The organism is Novipirellula methanifontis (assembly GCF_052161655.1).
GTDB lineage: Bacteria > Planctomycetota > Planctomycetia > Pirellulales > Pirellulaceae > Novipirellula.
On the sequence record NZ_CP197418.1, the window covers coordinates 6,831,203 to 6,851,374 of the forward strand.

The 20,172-nt window shown below is 52.3% G+C and carries 21 protein-coding genes; 9 read left to right on the forward strand and 12 right to left on the reverse strand.

Annotated elements, in window-relative coordinates; all coding sequences use genetic code 11:
• The first annotated feature begins 510 nt into the window (after positions 1–510).
• The 9 genes from SH528x_RS24785 (at position 511) to SH528x_RS24825 (ending at position 9,798) form a co-directional block, all read left to right on the forward strand.
• Entirely contained in the window at positions 511–960 is a 450-nt protein-coding gene (locus SH528x_RS24785) for a hypothetical protein (RefSeq protein ID WP_442506129.1), read from the forward strand.
• A 218-nt stretch (positions 961–1,178) separates the two neighbouring features.
• Complete coding sequence (locus SH528x_RS24790; RefSeq protein ID WP_442506130.1) at positions 1,179–1,946, forward strand: hypothetical protein; 768 nt, start codon at positions 1,179–1,181, stop codon at positions 1,944–1,946.
• Between the two features lie 121 nt (positions 1,947–2,067).
• Positions 2,068–2,511, forward strand: coding sequence for a hypothetical protein (locus SH528x_RS24795; protein WP_442506131.1), 444 nt, complete (start codon positions 2,068–2,070; stop codon positions 2,509–2,511).
• A gap of 106 nt (positions 2,512–2,617) precedes the next feature.
• The gene (locus tag SH528x_RS24800) at positions 2,618–3,238 is read left to right on the forward strand and encodes a hypothetical protein (protein WP_442506132.1); all 621 of its coding nucleotides are present in this window, start codon (positions 2,618–2,620) and stop codon (positions 3,236–3,238) included.
• 104 nt (positions 3,239–3,342) lie between these two features.
• Entirely contained in the window at positions 3,343–3,897 is a 555-nt protein-coding gene (locus tag SH528x_RS24805; RefSeq protein ID WP_442506133.1) for a hypothetical protein, read from the forward strand.
• 641 nt (positions 3,898–4,538) lie between these two features.
• Positions 4,539–5,474, forward strand: a complete 936-nt coding sequence (locus tag SH528x_RS24810; protein ID WP_442506134.1) for a hypothetical protein — start codon at positions 4,539–4,541, stop codon at positions 5,472–5,474.
• A 349-nt stretch (positions 5,475–5,823) separates the two neighbouring features.
• Entirely contained in the window at positions 5,824–6,429 is a 606-nt protein-coding gene (locus tag SH528x_RS24815; RefSeq protein WP_442506135.1) for a hypothetical protein, read from the forward strand.
• Positions 6,430–6,869: 440 nt separating this feature from the next.
• On the forward strand, positions 6,870–8,168 hold the full coding sequence (locus tag SH528x_RS24820) for a hypothetical protein (protein ID WP_442506136.1): 1,299 nt from the start codon (positions 6,870–6,872) through the stop codon (positions 8,166–8,168).
• Between the two features lie 919 nt (positions 8,169–9,087).
• Complete coding sequence (locus tag SH528x_RS24825) at positions 9,088–9,798, forward strand: SIMPL domain-containing protein (protein ID WP_442506137.1); 711 nt, start codon at positions 9,088–9,090, stop codon at positions 9,796–9,798.
• 605 nt (positions 9,799–10,403) lie between these two features.
• Here the strand turns inward: SH528x_RS24825 and SH528x_RS24830 are convergent.
• The 12 genes from SH528x_RS24830 to SH528x_RS24885 all read right to left on the reverse strand — a co-directional run bounded on the left by SH528x_RS24830 (position 10,404) and on the right by SH528x_RS24885 (position 20,124).
• On the reverse strand, positions 10,404–10,568 hold the full coding sequence (locus SH528x_RS24830) for a hypothetical protein (protein WP_442506138.1): 165 nt from the start codon (positions 10,566–10,568) through the stop codon (positions 10,404–10,406).
• Between the two features lie 150 nt (positions 10,569–10,718).
• Positions 10,719–12,092, reverse strand: a complete 1,374-nt coding sequence (locus SH528x_RS24835; protein WP_442506139.1) for an alkyl sulfatase dimerization domain-containing protein — start codon at positions 12,090–12,092, stop codon at positions 10,719–10,721.
• A gap of 239 nt (positions 12,093–12,331) precedes the next feature.
• Positions 12,332–13,195, reverse strand: a complete 864-nt coding sequence (locus SH528x_RS24840) for an SDR family oxidoreductase (RefSeq protein ID WP_442512172.1) — start codon at positions 13,193–13,195, stop codon at positions 12,332–12,334.
• 89 nt (positions 13,196–13,284) lie between these two features.
• On the reverse strand, positions 13,285–13,560 hold the full coding sequence (locus tag SH528x_RS24845; protein WP_442506140.1) for a hypothetical protein: 276 nt from the start codon (positions 13,558–13,560) through the stop codon (positions 13,285–13,287).
• Positions 13,561–13,562: 2 nt separating this feature from the next.
• Positions 13,563–14,093, reverse strand: coding sequence for a DUF4405 domain-containing protein (locus tag SH528x_RS24850; RefSeq protein WP_442506141.1), 531 nt, complete (start codon positions 14,091–14,093; stop codon positions 13,563–13,565).
• Positions 14,094–14,465: 372 nt separating this feature from the next.
• Entirely contained in the window at positions 14,466–15,818 is a 1,353-nt protein-coding gene (locus tag SH528x_RS24855) for an alkyl sulfatase dimerization domain-containing protein (protein ID WP_442506142.1), read from the reverse strand.
• A gap of 4 nt (positions 15,819–15,822) precedes the next feature.
• Positions 15,823–16,275 (reverse strand): MarR family winged helix-turn-helix transcriptional regulator, encoded by a 453-nt coding sequence (locus tag SH528x_RS24860; protein ID WP_442512173.1) that lies wholly within the window; start codon positions 16,273–16,275, stop codon positions 15,823–15,825.
• Positions 16,265–16,726 (reverse strand): hypothetical protein, encoded by a 462-nt coding sequence (locus tag SH528x_RS24865; protein ID WP_442506143.1) that lies wholly within the window; start codon positions 16,724–16,726, stop codon positions 16,265–16,267. The genes SH528x_RS24860 and SH528x_RS24865 overlap by 11 nt, the downstream gene beginning before the upstream one ends.
• 719 nt (positions 16,727–17,445) lie before the next feature.
• Positions 17,446–18,231, reverse strand: a complete 786-nt coding sequence (locus SH528x_RS24870) for a class I SAM-dependent methyltransferase (RefSeq protein ID WP_442506144.1) — start codon at positions 18,229–18,231, stop codon at positions 17,446–17,448.
• Positions 18,232–18,268: 37 nt separating this feature from the next.
• Positions 18,269–18,679, reverse strand: coding sequence for a GNAT family N-acetyltransferase (locus SH528x_RS24875; protein WP_442506145.1), 411 nt, complete (start codon positions 18,677–18,679; stop codon positions 18,269–18,271).
• Positions 18,680–18,868: 189 nt separating this feature from the next.
• Complete coding sequence (locus tag SH528x_RS24880; RefSeq protein ID WP_442506146.1) at positions 18,869–19,096, reverse strand: hypothetical protein; 228 nt, start codon at positions 19,094–19,096, stop codon at positions 18,869–18,871.
• Between the two features lie 575 nt (positions 19,097–19,671).
• Positions 19,672–20,124, reverse strand: a complete 453-nt coding sequence (locus tag SH528x_RS24885; protein WP_442506147.1) for a DsrE family protein — start codon at positions 20,122–20,124, stop codon at positions 19,672–19,674.
• Positions 20,125–20,172 lie beyond the last annotated feature (48 nt).

Genomic DNA, 20,172 nt, shown 5'->3' on the forward strand with positions numbered 1-20,172 from the left:
ATTCAACTCGAGAACTAGCGTTGCCCAGAGGACGGGATCCATGTGGTGCACCGAAGGACTCCAGAACGCGATTCCTGATAGTTACCCATCCGTTCGTCCTCGGTAATCACCAACGTTACCCGACTGAACTGCTTGAGTTTCGAATCAGTGGATACAAACAATGCGAGGCCAAGCGGTCGGCACGTCAAATGGAACCACCGATTCACGCAGATGAACACGGATGCTTCGTGCGGTAATCTGTGTCCATCCGCGTTCATCTGTGGTTGCCTGATCGACCGGAATTCGAAAGTTTCATCAAACCTGTGGTGCTATTGCTGCGTGTACGACGAGCCGTAGTACAATCCGTTTTGATCTCTCGGACGCCGCGCTGTACACTTGGCCCATCGCTTGCCAGTGTGATGCTCGGCATCCCTTGGCAAGCGAAGTCGGGGAACCATCGGATGCACTGTAGATCCAGGACGTTCGCTCGACGGAAGTACGAACGCCGCATCCGAAACACGTGGTGAGACTATGTCTCGACTGCTGATTTTACTATCCGTGATGTTGCAATGCTCACCTTGTGTAATCGCCTACGACCACATCTCGTATCCGCTAGGCAAGGCTGTGGAAACGCCGATCACAAAGGACGCGAACTCTAGTGCTCCGAAATGGAGGGATACCGAAGAGAGTCCCCCGATTTCTGCTCGTCGAGCGCTCGCAATCGCGACAAAAGAACGAAATCGAATTGATAAGCTACTCGATTACGACCGCAAAGTTTGGTCGTGGAAATTGAAAGCCATTTCGCTTAAGCCATTTGACGGTGGCGGTTGGTACTGGCTTGTTGAATTTGAACAGTTCGCACCAAACGTAAGTATTGTGGGAATGATCCCGTTCCTGCACATTCCAGTGCTAATGGATGGAAAGACTGCTGTCAGTAAGGTGCGAGACTTAGCTGATATAGACTTTTTGTTTCAGCCATAAATTCGGGTAACCATGGGTTGTTACGGAGCGACGGTCGAACGCTTTTTCGTCTGCTTGCAGGTCATTCGCCGCCTCGCGTAACCCCCTATCGTTATCGGACTAGGGCTAGCCGTCTCTAACGCGAGACCTTCCGGGCCTCCTAACAGTGAAGTCACAAGTATCATCACGTTGCCCGCAAAGCGTCTAATCAACCAACTCAACAAGCATCTCAATTTATCATGACTACAAAGCTTTTTAATGGCGGATGCGTGCAAATCCTTCTTGCGTCAGCCGTTGCCATCCTAACAGCACAGGGTACAAAAGCAGATGGCTTGTTTTACAAATTACCTGCCGATGGTGCATCTGCGACCTATGAGATGAAAGCGTTGGTGCCGAATGTCCCCGCAGAGCATGCGCAGACCGTCAGTGTGAAGCTAAGCTCCGTTGGTACAACGGAGGCCAAGGGAGCACGAGGACGCTGGATTGAGATTGCCCAAGTAGCGAACAAGGAAAGAAAGGCCTTCAAAATACTGGTATTGGAAAAAGACCTGACCCGGGATTTTTCCCAACATCATGTAATGGAGGCTTGGAGACAACGTGGTTCAAGCAATCCTTTGCGCGTAAAAGAAATACGGTCTGAGATCGCCTCCGACCTAAATTTCATGTTATCCAAAAAGCTGTCGAATGTTCAAAAACTTGATCCGATCGAGATTGAGACCCCACTTGGTAAACTGAAGTGTTCAAGTATCAGTGGCAGCTTTGAATTCAGCAGCGGGCGGGTTCTAAATCGGGTAAAAACAATCGCAAACCTCAACCGAGAATCGCCTTTCGGAGTTGTTCGTGCTGTCATGGATGTCCAGGCGGTCGTCGACGATGTGGTCCAGGGAGAATTTCAGCTCCAATTCAAATTAATCAAAATCGAGGCTGGGGCGAAATCGGAAATCGATCACGAAACTGCGGCCAGGAATCCTGGGCCGGTCGTAGAGGCAGCCCCACACCAACCATAACTGACCTTAGAATGGCCGATAACCATGCCGTTCACACAGAGGAAGGCTTGCGTGTTTTTCCAATAAAAATGTCATCTCTCCGTGCCCGCACATGGCAAACCGTTCGTCGATGGAAAGCGTAATGGCAATTGGGCAAGCTCTACCGTGGCCCGACCAATCGAATTCAAAGGTTCGGACGGACCATGACTTTGGCGAGTTCGTTTACTCGCCGACAACTGATTCCTGGTGTTCTCTATGGCTCATTGAAGGGATTCGTCCGCATCTTTCGGTCGTTGGCTATGGTCCGTCACCATCCGAGTTGCAGAAACGTATCTGGGCCAAGCTTCTTCCAACATTGGGGCCCGTGGTAATTGAAGCGATCAGTGCCATTCCGTTGCCGCCAGGCCCAAAACGTATAGCGTCAGAGTATGACGTTGATCGCTTGGTACTGAGCGAGGTCAGGTTCAATCTGGATAGCAATGCATTTGATTTATTTTTCGATTCCAACGTATCTGATGAAATAGATCTTTGGCCTATGGTTACGTTCACCAATGACACGCTGGAAGACGCCGGATGGGCGCCATAGAATGCGACGAACTAAGTAGTACATCCGAGTTCTCGAAAACCTTTTACTTGATGGTGACTCATCCGCTCGGACCGGGTCACCACCACCGTTATCGCAGATGAAGACAATGCGTTCCTACAGCCTTCGTACGTTGCTTTGCTCTGTCACGATTTTTGCATTGTTGTGTGGACTAGCCCTGTCCGTGTACAGGAATCGCAGTGATCAAGCCGAGTTGGATGTCCTTCGTGCCGAAGCTGGTTCCCTGAACGTCGATGATCCACAAATGGTGCATGTTCGGTACGTTGCCACGAATGACAAGTATTCGTGGAAATGGCGACTTTACGTCCCCGCAAACACGAATATTGAGGCTGGTGTAGAACTGGACTCAAAGTACCGTGAAGACGGCGAGCCCAAAGGAGGCATCTCGAGGGTTGTGTCGTCCGATCCAAATGGGGTGGTGATTTCTGATTCCGTATCACCGACCATTGACGACATCTCCACCGTGTCTCTCTGGCTAGGGAATGAAATCCTGGGGAACTACAGTACAAACCTTGATCCAATCGAGTGGCTTCCACTTGACGGCAACCGCTACATTGCGGCAGAAGCTTCTACTCAACAATTCGAGCGTGGCGTCCCAATCCGGCTGCTTACCCGCAAAACACCTGGCAGTTGGAAGGGGGAAGGACATCCAATGGCCGGGAAAGACATGGGATTAGTTGCTTGGATTATTCCACGCAAAGAGCGATAACCATGTGATTCAACGGAGGACGGGTGGTCCGCTTTCTCGTCTGCTTGCAAGTCGCTCGCCTGTCCTCACTGATCGCTACCGTTATTTGCATTGTGATTTGACGCATGACAACCTGGAATCATCCCGAACTCGGCGTCTTTCGCAATGACGGCGATGGTTGGGCGCGCACGTTCACTTTGCCTGCGTTCAAGGTGTTTCGATATCGGCTGAAAGGCCGACAGGTGGGCCGATCCAAGGTTGGCGTCCGCATCAAAACTGACTCAGACGACGAACATCCTTCGCGACGTGCAATCACGATCGCAAAGCGAATCATCAAGAACCACGAGAAATTGGTACCGAAGCTAAAGCGGGCACTCTTTGACGACATCAATGGAATCGGTCCGAACTCCGGCATGTGGTGGCGAGGCGACGCTGGCTCAATATCAGACGCCCTGTCGGCCATTTCGCCCGGCGGCAAACGCCGAGAATTCGCGGACTCCGATGATTTAGATTTGCTCCTCCGCACTCGGGAGATCGTGATTGATGACGGCTCCAAGAAACCTTTTGCAACCGTAGGCTTCTATGCGGTGTTTGACCCTGGACACGGAGTGGGAATTGTTACTGATGGCAATCGTGTCCTAGGCATTGGATACGAGTATGATGCTTTACCATTCAAATAATCCAGGTAAAGAGCAAATAACCATTGCATTCACCGACGTACGGCATTGTTTTTTTTACAAATGGAGCATCAACTCGCCGCCCGCACACCGCTACCGTTCTTGCTGTCCGTGGTTGCTCGGTCGGTCGCCAAGGTTCGTAATACTTGCTCGGTCGATAGCCAACTTCCGAGCTGGTTGCTCGATCGCTTGCCGCTGTCAATGGACGCATGGCAAACTTCCACGACAAAGCCATTAGTGTGCGATTAGCGAAGATTAGTGTTCTCTCCGACTGGAACACTCATTGCCACTAATTAGCACTAATCGAATCGCGGTCTCGCGAGTGCCGGAATACCAACGCAGGCGATATGCCCGCTGATCGTCGCCGGCTTGCTGGTTTGCTCGGTCGATTGTTGCTCGGCCCCACTTCGGCCAGTATTCTAAGGTTTGTGAATCCCGTCCGATTGGCGAGTCGTCCGTCACACAAGCTCAGCGTAAGCACCAAGTGTTGCACTCGAGATCGCGAGCTGGGTTACTTGGTCGATAGAGAATCATCAGCGAGATCCGTGTGAACACCAACGTTCGCCCGCAAAGGCCGTATTTTTCGTCAGGCTTGACGGAAACCCATTGTTTGCACTTACAATCAACATCGAGAGCACCGTTCTTTGGACACAAATTTTTCGCAGCACGATTTTGTGGCTCGTGCCAGTGACCCAGGAAGCGTCGAACTATCGATTCCCAAACTGCGAACGCTATATCCAAAGTACTTTCGCAAGTTCTGGCGGACACCGACGCCTGGTCACGGATCGCTGAATGACCGCTTGCAGCGGTTGACTGACCACCTAAAGCACGGAGATTCGAGAGCTGCCGTTGTCGTCTCGTTGAAACCGCTGCTGGTTGCTGCCTTCACAGACGAACTGGACTGCGTTGCGATACTGAAGTTTCCAGCTACAGGATTGAAATTTGCGTCGCTGGGAATTGGAAGCCAACTTCTGACCGTCAATAGTTACTACAACCTCGATCATACTGCTTCTGACTTACAACCTGGCGCGCAAGATACGGGGCGATATCAAAACTTTCATCCGGTGATCGCCGACCTTTTTTCAGCCGACGTGTCAAAACTTGAAGCCCGAAAGAAGCAAATTGATCAACACGAGTGGGAACGTGCGGCGCTGCTTGGCAACGCATATTGCGAACGTTTCCCAAACTACATTCGCGACGGATGTCCGTTTCTAATCGCATTGCCCGGCACGCCAAAATCAAAACTAAAGCGGACCGCTAGAGTTTCATTTGCCCCAACCGTGAAGATGACGGACGGCGCGGTCGCATCAGTGCTGGCTTGGATGAGGGACAATCAATTGGATCCAAGTCTCAACTGCTTACTTGCGGACGCGACGTTTGAACACCCAGAGTGTTTCGATCGGAGTCTTTGTCTAGCTCGTCGTTTAAGGACGGAGGAGATCCCAAAGTATTTCAGCTACCGATTCGACCAATTGCAAGTTGTGATCCCAAAGGCTGCCGCCCACGCATTCGTTGACGTCAAGATCGGATTCGATCCCGAACGAGGCGGGTTTCACTTCAATCCTATTAAGCATAAATAGCGGATTTCACCTCTCCCAATCGGCGAACCAGTAAGCCTTTGACATCGCGAGGTACGAGCCGATGTTCAAGCCACGCGTTGGACCGAAGCACCGCATAACGCGATTACAAATAGAAACACCATTAGCGGTGCTCGGTCAACGCCGCCGTTTGCGATAGCCCAAGACAGGTGGACACCCGATTTTGAATTTAGACAGCGAGATTGGTTTGGTATCGAGCACCACTTCTAACCACATTTGTAATTCGTGCACACAAAGGACAGCTTGTGCATTTTTTTGAAATGGAAAATCTATCGCCCCCGTTTCAGCCATACAACGGTTACCGTTATCCGACTAAACCAATCACAGCCCGATGACGATTGCTCGTGACCGCCTAAAGCTCCGCGACTTCTCGCCTTTGGATTATGAGCTTGATGCTGCCCAGAAGCTCGACGCACTTTCAGGTCGCTTTGCTATCGACGATGCTGGGCGCATCGTTAAGCTCTACATCCGGGAAAAGCTTACTGACCACCACACTAACCTCGTCCTTGCGTTGACGAACCTCAGGTGCTACACGTCGTTTAACCATCCGGTTGCCGCTGCGGGAATCTCAGATACTGGCATGGCAAACTTGATTTCGCATCCGTCTCTGGTCGAGATCACCTATCAGGGCAACGAGCAACTAACTGGCGCCTTTTTTCAAGCCCTGCGGACACATTCGTCCGTCAAGCGAATCGGCGTGCCCTACTGCCCGATTGACGACGCCGGGTTAGCATTCGCTCGCGATGGCTCCGTAACTCACATTTCCATTCGGGGCTCGCGAGTATCCGATGCTTCGGTTGATACACTTTGTTCCATGCGTTCTCTTTCGCAAATTCATGTTAAACAAACGCGAATTACGCGACTTGGCCTGAACCGACTGCGGGACGCACTGCCAGACTGTTGGATCGACATGCTGGACCGACCCGACGACGGATAACAGATCGCAGATGCACGCTTTTTCGTTTACTTGCATGTCAATCGCCGGCGCCTGCAAAACCCTGCCTTTCTGCTATTCAAATGCCCGATGTTACTGCACCTCTGGTAGCGTTCGACGGCACCATCGCGATTGTGACTGGGTGGCACTTGGGCATCTCCACGACGCAACGGCGATCCTAACGCCACCGCTTCGCCTAACTGGTAAGATTAAAATTGACGGCACGGAGTACTCAGCACTTTCAGAGGATGGCTCGTATGTGTCATCCGAAACAGAGGTTACCATCTGTGGAAATGCTGAGACCGTATTGGTTGTCAATAACTGTCGCACCATCGGAGCAGAACAATGACGTCCGCCGGAGGACAAGATAGGGTGTTGACAAATAAAAAATCAAACCGCCGTCCCCGGTGACGTCGGATGTTCGGCGAGGAGCACGCAGCATCATGGAAACGCATACATTTTGTCATGTCGCATTTGCCTTGGCCCTTGCGATTATCGGTACGGAAGCTGGGGCGCAACAGGAAGAGGCATACGACATGAATACCCCGTTCGAGTCCGTGCTTCGACAACGAACCGATGTCTTCGCTTCAAACGTGGCAGGCCTCTTTCGCGCCGACATGAAATCTGGCCAATGGCACAAACTCCGCCTGCCCGCTGGTATGCCGCCTGGAGGGCGATTCGCCAAGGTTCCCAAGGAATCAGATACTCTCCTTTATGTGGTGTCTGATCGTTTCGGTCGCTCCAAAGGTGAGGGGACATACGGAATCTACGCTTCGCGTGATGCTGGCGAAATCTGGAGCCTGCTGTCTGAGAACTGCGATTATGGGCCTGTGCTTTTGCTTCCCAACGGATCACTCTTTGCCGTTACGAATCCTACCAGTACCAACGGTCCAACTCAGGTTCACATGTCAAAAGACATGGGCAAAACTTGGCGGAACATATCCGGGAATAGTGGTGGCATATTCGATATTTTTCCCGACCCCGATCATCCGAACCAAATCTGTTTGAGGATCAGTTCGATTCGCGAATACATCCTTCAGGCGGACGACGAGCGGTATCTTTGGAACTCGATTGTCAGGTTTAGATGGAGTCAGGAACGACTCTGTACGACAGAGTTTTTCACACGCAACTACTCACACTCGTTTCGACCTCCTCCAATGCTTACCGCAACTCTCAACAACTATTTTCAGTACGACTTTGGTGACAGTCCCGAAATACTGGCGGTTGATCTTTTATCCGATGATCCACGCATCAACGTCGCCCAGGGAGAGGAGGTTGTGATTCCGATCACCATTCGCCTTCATGAAGATGTCGCTTCGCGACAATGGCATTGGGAGAACCGTCACCCGAATCGTTCCGGGGGTACTGCCCCCACGCCAACGACCATGAAGCTTATCGATAGCCTGTCGTCCAGTGCTGCCTGGGGGATTCGCGTCGAATTCCAGGGACAACGTGTTGCGAAATCGGCGAAAGCAAGCGAAATTAACAGTGCAAAGGATCGTGATTCGGCACGTCAGCGACTGCTGAGCGAATCAACTTGGACCGATATTACCCTCACGAAGGCAAGTCCCTTCCACAGAAATCTCGACATCACCGAACTTCACGACTTTTCCGCTAAGGGAATCTACCGAGTCCAGCTCACGTATGACGACCGCTGGCTCGCTGGCAACGACTCGGGGCATTGGCTTGGTACGTTTACAAGTCCCGTGTTTCAAGTTGTGGTGAAAGATCCAAGCGAATAAGCGCCAAACCAAGCGGTGAGCCGACACCGCCGCTGATGGTGCGTGTTTTGAAATTATACTTTTCTGCCGGCGACTCGGTTACCGCCCACTTTCTGGCATGGAAGAAGTTGCGCAGTCGAATCGGTGCGTGTGATCAGCGCGATCGATGATTTGATCGCAACATTGTGAGGCCGACCTAGTGATTCGCATCCGTACCGTCGAGACTCTTTCTCCACTACATTGCCGGCAAAAACATGTGGGGCAAAAACATGCGTAACGTGTGGAACGAGCTCAGCATTGCGATCGCCCCGGATCTTATCTTGTTTTTCTGCCAGACATTTTTTTGCCTCCAAGGCGATCAGCACGGTCGGATTGAACAGGAGGACGCAGAGTAAACGGAGTCGATGCTCAATTCTCCTCAGTTCTCTCCGTTTCCTCCTGTTCGTTCATTTCTTCTTGCGGCGAACAGCGCATGCTCCGTCGTTCGCCGACAGATTTTGCGCTGCCGATCGGACTCTATTATCCTTTTGGAGTGCACTTGTTCTGATTATCGGTTCAACTCCCGCACCAAAACAGGCAGAACCAATTGGTGCGTCCGAGCCCTCTAAAGTTCTTTTGCCTGATGGTGGCTCGTCCGTTCGGACCGGGTGACCACAACCGTTCGTCAACGCAGAGACTCTCACACAATGTCGGGTCGTTCGGCGATTCAATAGTACGTACTGTGCCTCCAAGTTCGAGATCCCCATTTCCCCTCGCCGTCGATTTGATTTCCGATTCCGTCGGCGATACAATCCTCCGGACGGGAGTGCTCGGAAGTGAATCATCGTGCAACGTGTGTGACGAAGAATGCCGGTGCACCCGAGCTCTCAAAAATCTATTTATTCATGGTCAATCTTCCTTTCGTGCCGGGTGACCTCAGACGTTATCCGACTGAAATCAAATGAACCGCTACATCGAAACGAAGGGCGAGGGACAGTACCAATCGGCGGTGGCTCGATACGTCGCGGATGTCTTGCTTGAGGTTCGCGCGGCCAAGAACGACACCGCTTTCGCCGAGGTCGCGGAATTGCGCACTCAGGCGATTGCCGTACTTCTGAGCAATGGGATTGATCGGCACGAACTGTCGGAGGGCGGGACCGAATTTCAACGCCCTTGGATTTGGAAACGCAAAGTTGGGCAGACAGCCACTCGTAAAGTAACCATCAAGGCTAGTGAAATTGGTCGGATGATCGGTGCACTTGAGGCATTGGAACCGCTGCAAGAAAAAGACAAGCAGCGAAAGACTGTTTCTGTTGACATGCGACAACCGGAGTTCAACGATTCTCCCGAGCTAGAGGCCGCAGCTCTGTCTGACGCGTTCGATGTTGCGAAAATGAAAGCTAACGCGATTGCCGATAGAATTGGCGAGAAACTTGGCGATGTTTTGCACCTGGAAGAGGGAAGGCGTTCTAAACGCAATTCGGGTCTTATCGGTGACGCCGACTGGGGCGGAGACAATTCCCGCTTCGGATTTGGTGGTGCTGTGATGCTGGCTGCCCCCGATGGCGGTGGCGACGGGACGGATGCAATTGACGAAAGTCTAGAGGAATCGTCTCGAACAATCTTCGTTACCTGCACCGTCAGGTTTTCCCTTGTCCAGGCTAGCGGATAATCAAGCGGTGAACCGACGCCGCCGATGACGCGGGTTTTGAAATCATGGTTTCTTGGCGGCGGTCCCGTTACCGCTGCCGTTATCCGACTAAGCAGGTAGGCAGGAATCATTGGGCGAAATCCCATTAGCCGTTTGAGCGCTAGCCTGGTCCGCTAAAACTTTGCTGGTGCGTGATTTTCAGTTTGCGCAAGTTTTGTTTCGATTCTTAGTCGCGATAGCGACGGCAGGCGGTAGCCCCGGACGCGAGTCCGGGGGCAATGTCGCACCCCACACACACCAGTCGCGAAGCGACGACAGGTGCCGATCCCCCGTGGTTCATTCTGATGCACACCCATGTTTCCTGCCGTCGCGTTGCGACTCGGGTTCGCTTGGTTTCCCAAACCACGGACTCACGTCCGTGGTTATTGCATGACGTCACTTCGTGACAGATCGTTCACGAATCAGAGGAACAATAACAACGCCAAAATGGATAGTCGAATCCTCATATCAATACCAAAGTTTTAGCGGCCCAGCGTTAGCCCCGGTTCAGCGCCGAAACCGTGGCTAGTGCCAAAACGGCCAATTTACTGAAAGACTCCTTCCTAACTGCTTAGCTCGCCGGAACTTCAAGCGAACATCATCAAGAAAATCAGACCGAGAACAAACAACCACCCCGCGAAGGCGAACCACCATGCGAAAGCCGGCAACCAATTTTCGGTGGCCGGACCTGTCGTCGCATCGATTGTCTGCTCGTCTACTGGTGTCAGCGGTGGTGGTTCGTAGGGGTTCATGGTCGAATTGTACCGCTTTTTAGCCGGACAGGTTTCCCGACCGGACGCGGGCAGGGCTTTGAAAAGACTTTGCATCTTTCACTTGTGCGTGCGGATGCGCCGGCGACAGTGTTGGTCTGCATGAGCAATTCAGGCGGACAGCCGTCGCTGCTAGAACCACAGCTCGCTCAACTGGCCCGACTCAAGCTCATTGGCATAGCTCAAATAGTAGTTCCGGTTGGGCGCGTTGTACTCGCGTGCAGCCATGCCTCGGAGTGCCTCAATCTTCACTTTGCGAGCCAGATTTCTGTCGCCATCGTCGAGCCATTTCAGGTGGTCCGAAAGTTCCAGTGCCCACTGGTAGTCTTGATCTGCCAATGCAGCGTTCATCTGGGCGGTTAGCTTTTGCGTGCCACCGGCCAATTCGGCAATGTTTCGAGCTTTCCGTTTGGGTTCCATCGGATTCAGCGTGGTCGGATCCCCGTCGAACCAGCCCAACAGCCCCGAATAGATTGCTCTGACCGCATGGGGTACTGAGCCATAAAACTCAATGAGATATGGCTTGTCTTTTAAGTGCTTGGGCAATTCAACTTCGTGCGCGAGCTGATCAGGTCCTTTGCCCTCATTGATGCCTCGAACCGTTTGGTCATACACACTTCGGATCGCTTTACTGTAGTCTTTCAACGCCGCGACCGCAGTCGCTTCTCCGCGGATGGGCATGGTATGACCGGGAACCAAAAAGTGCGGCTTAAACTCTGCCATCTTCGCAACGCTCTCGGACCAACTAAGCACGTCTCGATAGGCCGTTCCCCGAATGGCATACAGGTTTGGAAAGGAACTATAGAAATTGTCGCCCGCAAATAGAACCTTCTGCTTGGGAAGCCAGATGAACATGGCGTCGTCGGTTTCGCCGGGACCGATGTGGAATTCGATATCAACACCCGCGATCGTCGTATTGAGCCCACCGCTGGGCACCGTGATTGTAGGAGGAAGAAACCCTTTTCCGCCGTCGTTATCCACGGTTAAAGCCGGGGCAACTCCGCGATTCGTGCTCTCAAGCGGCGATAGATTTCGTCCAAACTGACGGACATTTCGCTTCTGCTTGACCGGATTGACCGCTTTGTTCACGCCTTCGGCCGACCCGAAGCTTTCCGTGGCATAGATGTCCGGCATCTCGTTTTCGACAAACGCACTGGCACCACCGATGTGATCGCCGTGACTGTGGGTGTAGATGATTGCCTTGACCGGTTTGTCGCTATACTTCCGCAACGCTTTGAAGGCCACGGCGGCACTCGTCGGTCCCTTCAGCGTATCAACGATTATGACACCATCAGTACCGACAATCATCGATGTGTTGGCTCCGTGGAATCCAACGGCTGTGAAGACGTTGTCGGCAACTTTGACGATACCCTGCTCGAACTGCTGCTGTTGAGCATTGAGCATTTTCAGTGCGATCTTCGGCTCTACCTGCGTCTGCGCGTTCGCAGTTGTAGCGGCAAGCATCAAAACAAAGATCGAACAAACTGTTTTTAGATTGACGTACATCGTCTGATTTTCCTTCCCGAAATTGGGGCACTTCATCGAAATTGAAACACGAATTTTGAAACTTATGTAACAGGGCATTCTTCGCAGGGACTCGCGTAATGCTGTGAAGCATTTTGTAGCGGAACTCGTCAAGAGTTTCGAACATCCCGGACAGTCAACGAAAGTCTTGACGAAGTCCGCTACGTTGAAACGCCGCAATTCCCGAAAAAAGAATGCTTCACAGAGTTGGGACTCACGACTCACACCGGCGGCCCAAGCTGTTTCAGTCCATCGAAATACGATGCCCAACTCAAATGCTCTCGACCAGCTGCTTGAGCAAAATGACTTTCGTTGTTCGCTGCACCGTTGCGGATTCCTTCGTAAATTCCGGCAATCACGCTGCCTATGAATTCACCAAGTTCGGCAATTCGTTCTTCGCGATATTCATCCACCGACATCGAACGGTATTTCAGTTCTGTACCATATGCCTCGTTCAGGTATTCGGCTAACTGCTGTTGAGTAATCGGGTGGCCGTGCAGATTGTAAGTTTGACCGTCGTGTTTTGATTCCGTCATCATGCGAGCGTAGGCGTACGCCAGTTCGGGACGAGTCGTGTAGCCACACTTTTCATCGCCCGCACAATTCGCAATTTCCCCTCGTTCGATGTACGTCGCGATGTACTCAACGTCAGGCTCGATGTAGATGCCGTTGCGACCGATCGTCCATGCAAGACCACTGTTGCGAACATCATCTTCGGTTTGGCGGTTGCTCTGGACGACCGGCGAGAACGCAGTGCCCTCTTCGGCGCCTTGAATACTCGTGTAGACGATCTTCTTCACGCCAGCGTGTTTGGCCGCTTCAATAACGTTGCGATGCTGTTGAATCCGTTCGTCAGGAGCATCCATGCCGGAAACGAGAAGCAACGTACCGATATCGTGAAGTGATTGCTCCAAGTCACGACGCGATGTGTAATCGCCTGGCCGTACCTCGACGCCGAGCGATTCGGCCTTGCTCGGCGTGCGGGCAAGTCCGACGACGTTTCCCGCACCGACTATATCGATTGCGGCTTGGACAATTTCCGAACCAAGCTGACCGCTGGCTGCCGTGACTGCGATTCGTTCGATCATGGGGTATTCCTGTTGGCGGTTGACGGACTTGAATTGAGCGTATCCGACTTTTGATTCATCTGCGTCTGTTACTTCATGATCCCGATCTAATTCGGGCGAAATCGGCGGATCAAGTCTCGGACTCCAATCGTGATAATCGCCGGAACGCCCATGAGGATCGCAATTTTCAGAACTGGCCCAATAAAGCGGATTGCCCCACTTGGACCATCGTCCTCAAACCCGTCACCGCCTTCGGCCGAGAATCCCGCCCTCATCCCGGCCGCCCACTGAGTTTCATCGAGCGGCGCGATCAGAAATATGACAATCGCAGAGGCGAACATGATCGCCAGGATTGGCCGAATCGGCGCACGTAATGTCGGCATCGCTAGTCACTCCCTTGGGCGGCACTGGCTCGCGCAGGTTGCCGCAAAATATACTTCTCAAAGTTGGTCACAATCCATCTCCAGTGCATTGCTAAATGAATGCCGATCACTAGCATCAGAAGATTGGCACTGATGTCGTGGATAGCGGACCAAAATGGGTCGATCGTGACATGAATGCCCAGTGTTGGTAACGCCGCTTCCGAAATGACCACTCCTGAAAAGGAAGCCGTCACAAAGAGGAAAAATAGAAGCCAGTCCAGTACATAGTTAAAGCGTGCGTCACCCGGAATCCGTTTGAGAAAGCGCCGAGTCGTGTTGACAATCCACTTCCAAGCGAAGATGAGATGCAAGAAAAATGGAATGATGATCAGGAAACTCGCCCATTCATGGACCGCAATACCGGTCGCCTGCGGTGCAAGTATCAGCACCATACCGATAAACATGCAGAGATCGAGCCAAGCACGTACCTGTGTGCCGTTCGTTTTTCTCTTGCGAGTCGTTAGTGCTTCATCGCGTTGATCTGATTGTTCCATTCCCTATCCACCAGCATGTCAGTAAATCGTTATCGAGCACTTTTGATTGACGAGATGAATTCGAATCGGCTTTGTCCGGAGCCAACTCCAAACGGATCGTCATGCGTCCTTCGCTCGACAACCATGGCCGCACAACCTACAACCGAGCCCCTTTCGTGTGCATCGGATCCGTATCAGCAATCTCTTGGGCTTCAGCACTTTTGTCCGCACGCACAGCTATGATACATTCACCTTCGCAAGACTTTTCATCCGATGTCCAGAACGGGCTCGCACCAAAGAGTGTTCCTTCCTTTTCGAGCTTCTTCTGGCAGGTAAAGTTATCCTCACAGAACGTCCATCATCGGCGGGTAACTCCTTGAGCCCACGTCGCTACTATTTCGTCTCGTCGCGAAGCTCGCGGGCGACGGTCAGGTAGTAGTTGCGGGCGGTTGCGTTAACCATGTTGCTGGCGAGTTTGGTCAATGCGTCCGCTTTGATCTGTTTCGCGTTCTTGTCATCCGCATCAATGGCAAGCAGATGATCGGCGAGTTGCGCGGCCCATTGGTTGTCGTCTGCTGCGAGCGCACTGCGAGCAGCGGCGAGCAACTTGTCCGGGCCGCCTAGCAGTTTGCTGAGACGTTCGGCTTCGTCATTCGGCGTCAAACGAAACAGATTGGAAGGATTGCCGTCGAACCAGCCGAGGTAACCGCTGAACACCGTTCGCACTCCCCATTCCGGATGTCCGTAAAACGGTTGCAAATAGTCCTTATTGGCGAGCTCGTCGGGAAGCTGCACGTACTGGACCAATTGATCGGGTGTGAGCCCCTTGTTTATTCCTTCGACCGTCTTGTCGTTAATGAACTGAACGGCAGCATGGTAGTCGGTCAAAACTTGCTTGACTTGGCCCGCGCCGATTATCGGATTCGTATGACCACCTACAATCGCCTCGGCATCATAGGCCGCAAGCTTCCCGAGACTCTCGGCCCACAATCGAACGCTACGATTGGGAGTGCCACGGATCGCGTACAAGTTCGGAAACGACCGGTAGAAATTGTCGCCCGCGAAGAGGACTTTTCCGGTCGGATACCAAGCAAATAGCTGATCGTTGGTTTCGCCAGGCGATGAAACGAGTTCCAGTTCGATCCCCGCGACCTTGATCGTTTGACGTTCGCCTTTGAGGAAGTGCGTTGGTTTGGTTTCTTCTGCCGATGCAAAAACTCCCCCACCGCGTTTTGGGTAACGAACGGGCGCGATACCGTTATTGATCCGTTGTTCGGGGGCCAATTTGAATCCGGCCTGCCGTGCACCTCGCAAATTTTGAACGCTCAGGTTGCCAGACGACCATGAGCGAGCTTCACTCCCAAAATTCTCGTGTGCCCAAATCTGCGGTCGTTCGTTGCCCAAAAACGCCGACGCGCCGCCCGTGTGATCACCATGCGCGTGCGTGAACACGATCGCCTTGACTGGCTTGTCGGTCACTTTGCGAAACTCCGTCACGATCCGCTCGGCGTCATCGACCATCATTCCCGTGTCGATGATGACGACGCCATCATCACCAACGATCATCGAGACATTCGATACGCTGAACCCAACCGCGACGTAAACATTGTCGGCAACCTTAATGATCTGCTCTGTGAATTGAGTGCTCTGGTTTCTCAGCCGCTCCGTCGCGCTGCCCGCGTCCTGAGCTAGGCTTGAACTTGCACTGACTAGCATCAGGCAGAGAGTAAACATGATTCTGTTCATCAGACTATTCCTTTGAAATGTGGTTCATTAAGTTCTTCTGCATCTTTCGCAGAACGTTTTGCGTCGCTTCCAGCTCCGACATAGAAATGCCCTTGAGCGTCGTTTCCCGCAAGTCGTCCAACAACGGTAGTACCGTTGCGAGTTTCTGCTCGCCACGGCGAGTCAGTCCAATCATCACGATGCGAGCGTCTTCACTGGATACATTCCGCTCAACAAACTGATGTTCAACGAGTCGATCCAACTGTCGCTTCACCGTCGTCGGATCACGAATCATCCGCGATGCCAGCTCGTTCATGCTTAGCGGTTCACCTGCATCCAACAGAGTGATCAGTGTCTGTGTTTCCTCCGGCGAGAACGGCCAACTCGCACTCTTCAGCACCGCTGCCATGGCAGAACGAATCTGATAAGCGACACGCCCGATTGCGAATCCAGGCGAACCCTCGGAGTCAAAATGCATCTTCATTGCCCTGCGATTCCTGGATTGAAACGGTCGTAGGTCCCGCAAAGATCGGACGATACCAATCAAAGTGGCAGTAAATCAGCAAAGCACACGCCCCGAAATCTAAAAGACCGATGACGAGGTATTGATGAGCAAAGAAGATCACGTAGAGCAGGATATTGAACGCATAGGGCAACGACATCAGGATCGCGAGTGACGATGTCCGTGGGAAGAGCATCAAGCCGCCAGCGACCGTCTTGAAAAAGCCAACCCAAAAGATCAGATAGCCCGTTTTCTCTAACGCGAGCATAAATTGACCTAAATCACCAGCCGGATCGCTTACGGGGTAACCATTTACGGCAAAGCCCATGGTCATGATCCCGGTGCCAAAAAGGAACAGCGCGAAAAGTATCCGCACAACGAAAGCGAGCCGTGGAAGTCGAACGCTGCGTTTTTCCAATAGAGGCATATCACTTGGTTCATACGAGTTGAATTTATGCGTTCGCTCACCTGACGCGTGGGATAAAAACACGCAGCCTCGAAAGCAAATCCGTTACCTGTACAATACAGCTATCGATTGCCTTGTCAAGACTTTTAGGAGAAATTTTTTCAATCACAGACTGGCTGGCGAGTCACATCTTGCCAACTGGCTTGCTATGCTGCGGCTTCGGATGGATAGCAACCGTCCGGTGGCTGCTTCAATTTAAAGGCTCAAATTCGCTGGTAAACGACAGTGGAGCGAGGACTCGATGAGAACACGCAACAACGCTCAACTTCACTCGTTCACGCCAGAGCACGGTTTAGAACAGTTCGACTGTCCCATTTTATGAGCCGAACTCGCTAGCGTCGGGCCGCCGCTTGGTAAAACGTGGGTAAAAAGAGGCCCGCGGCTAGTGCCGTCGGCTCACAAATACGCGGACAATGAAAATAGGGGACAATCGAACCTCGCACCGAGACATTACATTGCCTCTATGTTGCCCAGAGCTCGTTAGCACCATCTGCCATCGTCGGTGCACCCTGTATTGAGACGCGATGGGCAGTTTGGCGGCCTGCGACTCTAACGACGCGCTGCCCTGCTGACCCAGAACAGCGTTATCACAGTTAAGAAGTGGAACCCGACAGATAAACAGACACCGGGATGTCATGTGGCTGCTGCGTTCAGGGGCTTTCCGACGTCAACGAATCCGATCAGGGCTTGATGGCCCGGGTCGCGATAAAGGTATCGAGGAACTGTGAAAGCGGATCGTCGTCGGAGTCAGCAAAGCGATCTTCGTAGAACCCTGTCAGCATGAAACCAGCATCCAATTGTCCACCGATTTGATCGGAGAGCGTATGGCCAAACTCAAGGGTTTCCCCTGCTCGGATTGCTTTCTGAATGTGACTTTCGTTCAGATGATCCATGTCGGAATAGGGTAGAGAATATCGAACTTCCAAATTGCCGTTCTCCTTGCGTTCATCATCGAAGATGTAGCGTACTGCATTTGTAAATCCAGCCATTAGGACACCTCCAGGTCGCAAGATCCGGTGGCACTCACGCCATACCGGCAGAACATTTGGGACGAATGAATTCGAGCATGGATGAAACACCAAATCAAACGAGTCGTTTGCAAAAACCGATAGGTCCGACATGTCGCCTTCGACATACTCCATCTTCAGCCCGTCGCGACTGGCGACAAAACGGTCTTGGTCGAGTTGACGAGGAGAATTGTCAAAAACGGTTACGTGCGCGCCGGCCGCTGCCAGCACCGGGGCTTGTTGACCGCCGGCGGACGCGAGGCAAAGAACTCTTGTTTGCTCGAGCGGCGGGAACCAGCTTCTGGGCACTGACTTCATCGGAGTCAGAACGATCGAGAAGTCGCCGGCACTCGCTTTCTCAACCGTCATCGCACTGACCGGGCTAGTCCATCGATTGCCCCCGTCAACATTTAAGTCCCACGCTCTTCGGTTGTGGGCCAGGATTTCATTGTTGTTCATCAGGATCGTGCTCAACTCAATTAGCGTAGATCAGAGTTCAAGAATCTGCTTTGGGCGGGATCATCCAGCACGATTCGTGCTTGACCATTCCGATGTGCGGGTAGTAGCTCTGCGCGGCCGGCGCCGAGAGAAGAATCAGCCGTGTGTCCAGTCCCGCCTTTTCATGAACGAAACGGATCAGTTCCCGACCAATTCCGGTCCCCTGAAAAGCAGTATCGACGGCCAAGTCAGACAAATAGGTGCAATATGCAAAATCGCTGATCGCCCGCGCCACGCCGACAAGCGTCCCGGATTCATCTCGCGCCGTCACAACCAAATCCGCATGCGACAGCATCTTCGCAATCCGATCCGAATCCGCCACCGGACGCCGCTCGGCCAATGTCGAACGGCGGAGTATATCAATGAACTCAGTTGGCTTGAGATCTGGCTCAATTGTGTACTGCATCATTCGTTTTCATATCCTAAAACTCAGATTGCAACAACGATTCTGTTGTTCACAAACGGAACGTAAACCAGGAAGTGGATTGACGGATACTCGTCCGGCATCACCAGCTCCGCAGCAAGTGTGGTCGAGTGGTTCCCCGGCAAGAAAACTTCGGTTTACACTTCGATGCTCTCGAACCAAATCGTCATCGTCTCAAGGTTCACTTTGCCGCATCATCATCCGAACGACTTTTGCGATCAATAGCAACCACGGTGTCGCGTGTAGCAGTAAATCGAAAATATCGATTGGTCGCCTGAGCGTTCCGCCCGCCAGCATTTTTAACTTTTCCCAAATGTGTGGCTCTGGGAAAAACGGAGCCAACCCCAACGACAACGCCGCCAACAGAAACAGCAGCAGCGGTATTCGGTCCAACCAGTTCATAGAATTTTCCATGGGTGAATGTCGACGCCAGATTCTCGGCTGCATTCATTGTAGTCGTCATTGATTGCCCGATTGGCAGCGTAGCAAGATTGCCAACATCCGCTCGATGGTCAAATTCAATTCCCGAGCCCAGTTCATCTAATCCGAAACGTTGGTTTTGATGTTGCGTGTTTTTCACAACCCGACGCGTGAGTTTTGAAGTTGCGTTATTTGCTGTCGCGGAGCGAAATATTTCGATAGCCTCGGACTTTAGTCCGAGGGATTTTCGCCAATATCAATCGAGTCCCAGCGGGACGTTTTGTGACTTGATCGTTCGCCACAGAACGTCGCTCCGCGACTTGGTGCCAATTTCAGAACCGATAAACTTGGACTAAAGTCCAAGGCTATCCCATAAAGTGCCTCCGGCACAAAAACAGCAACTTCAAAACTCACGCTTCGGGTTATGATTTGCCGAGAAACACGACAATAACGCAACTTCAAAACTTATGTCTTGGATTGAGGGACCAAATTGCGATCCTGCCAAAATCACGCTGTCCAGCTAGCGAGTACGAACTGTGGAAGCGAAATCCCGGACATTAGTAATCCATGACTTTGTCGGCGTCCATAAGTAGCTTCCCGAGCGACGGCATGGTTGCGATCTCGGCGTTGCGCCGGAGCGACCCGTCGCCGATCCTAGCCGATTTGGCACAGTGCGGACACACAACCACTTTGCCGCCACCAGTGATGAAGTTGTCATAGTGCTCCGAGAGCGGTGGTGAATCCGGCCCCCAAGTCATGTTCAACAACTGCTTGCGTTCGGCCAAGCGTACGCCCTCAAGGTCGAGAAAAAGGGTTACGTCCGCACCGTGTTCCTGTATCAGATTGGCAATTTTCAGCGCCATGAAGGAGCGATGCAGGTCGTCGGTGAAATGCGAGAGATGGACCACGACTTGTTGTTTCTCGTCGGTGGACTTGCCTTCGTCCGCATTCGCAGTAGGTTGAGCAAGCGGTAGCAAAAGCATGGTGAAGAGCATTACGCGAAAAATCATTTTTGTTTCCAAGTAGAGGGGAAGTGAGTATCAAGTCGGACTTAATCT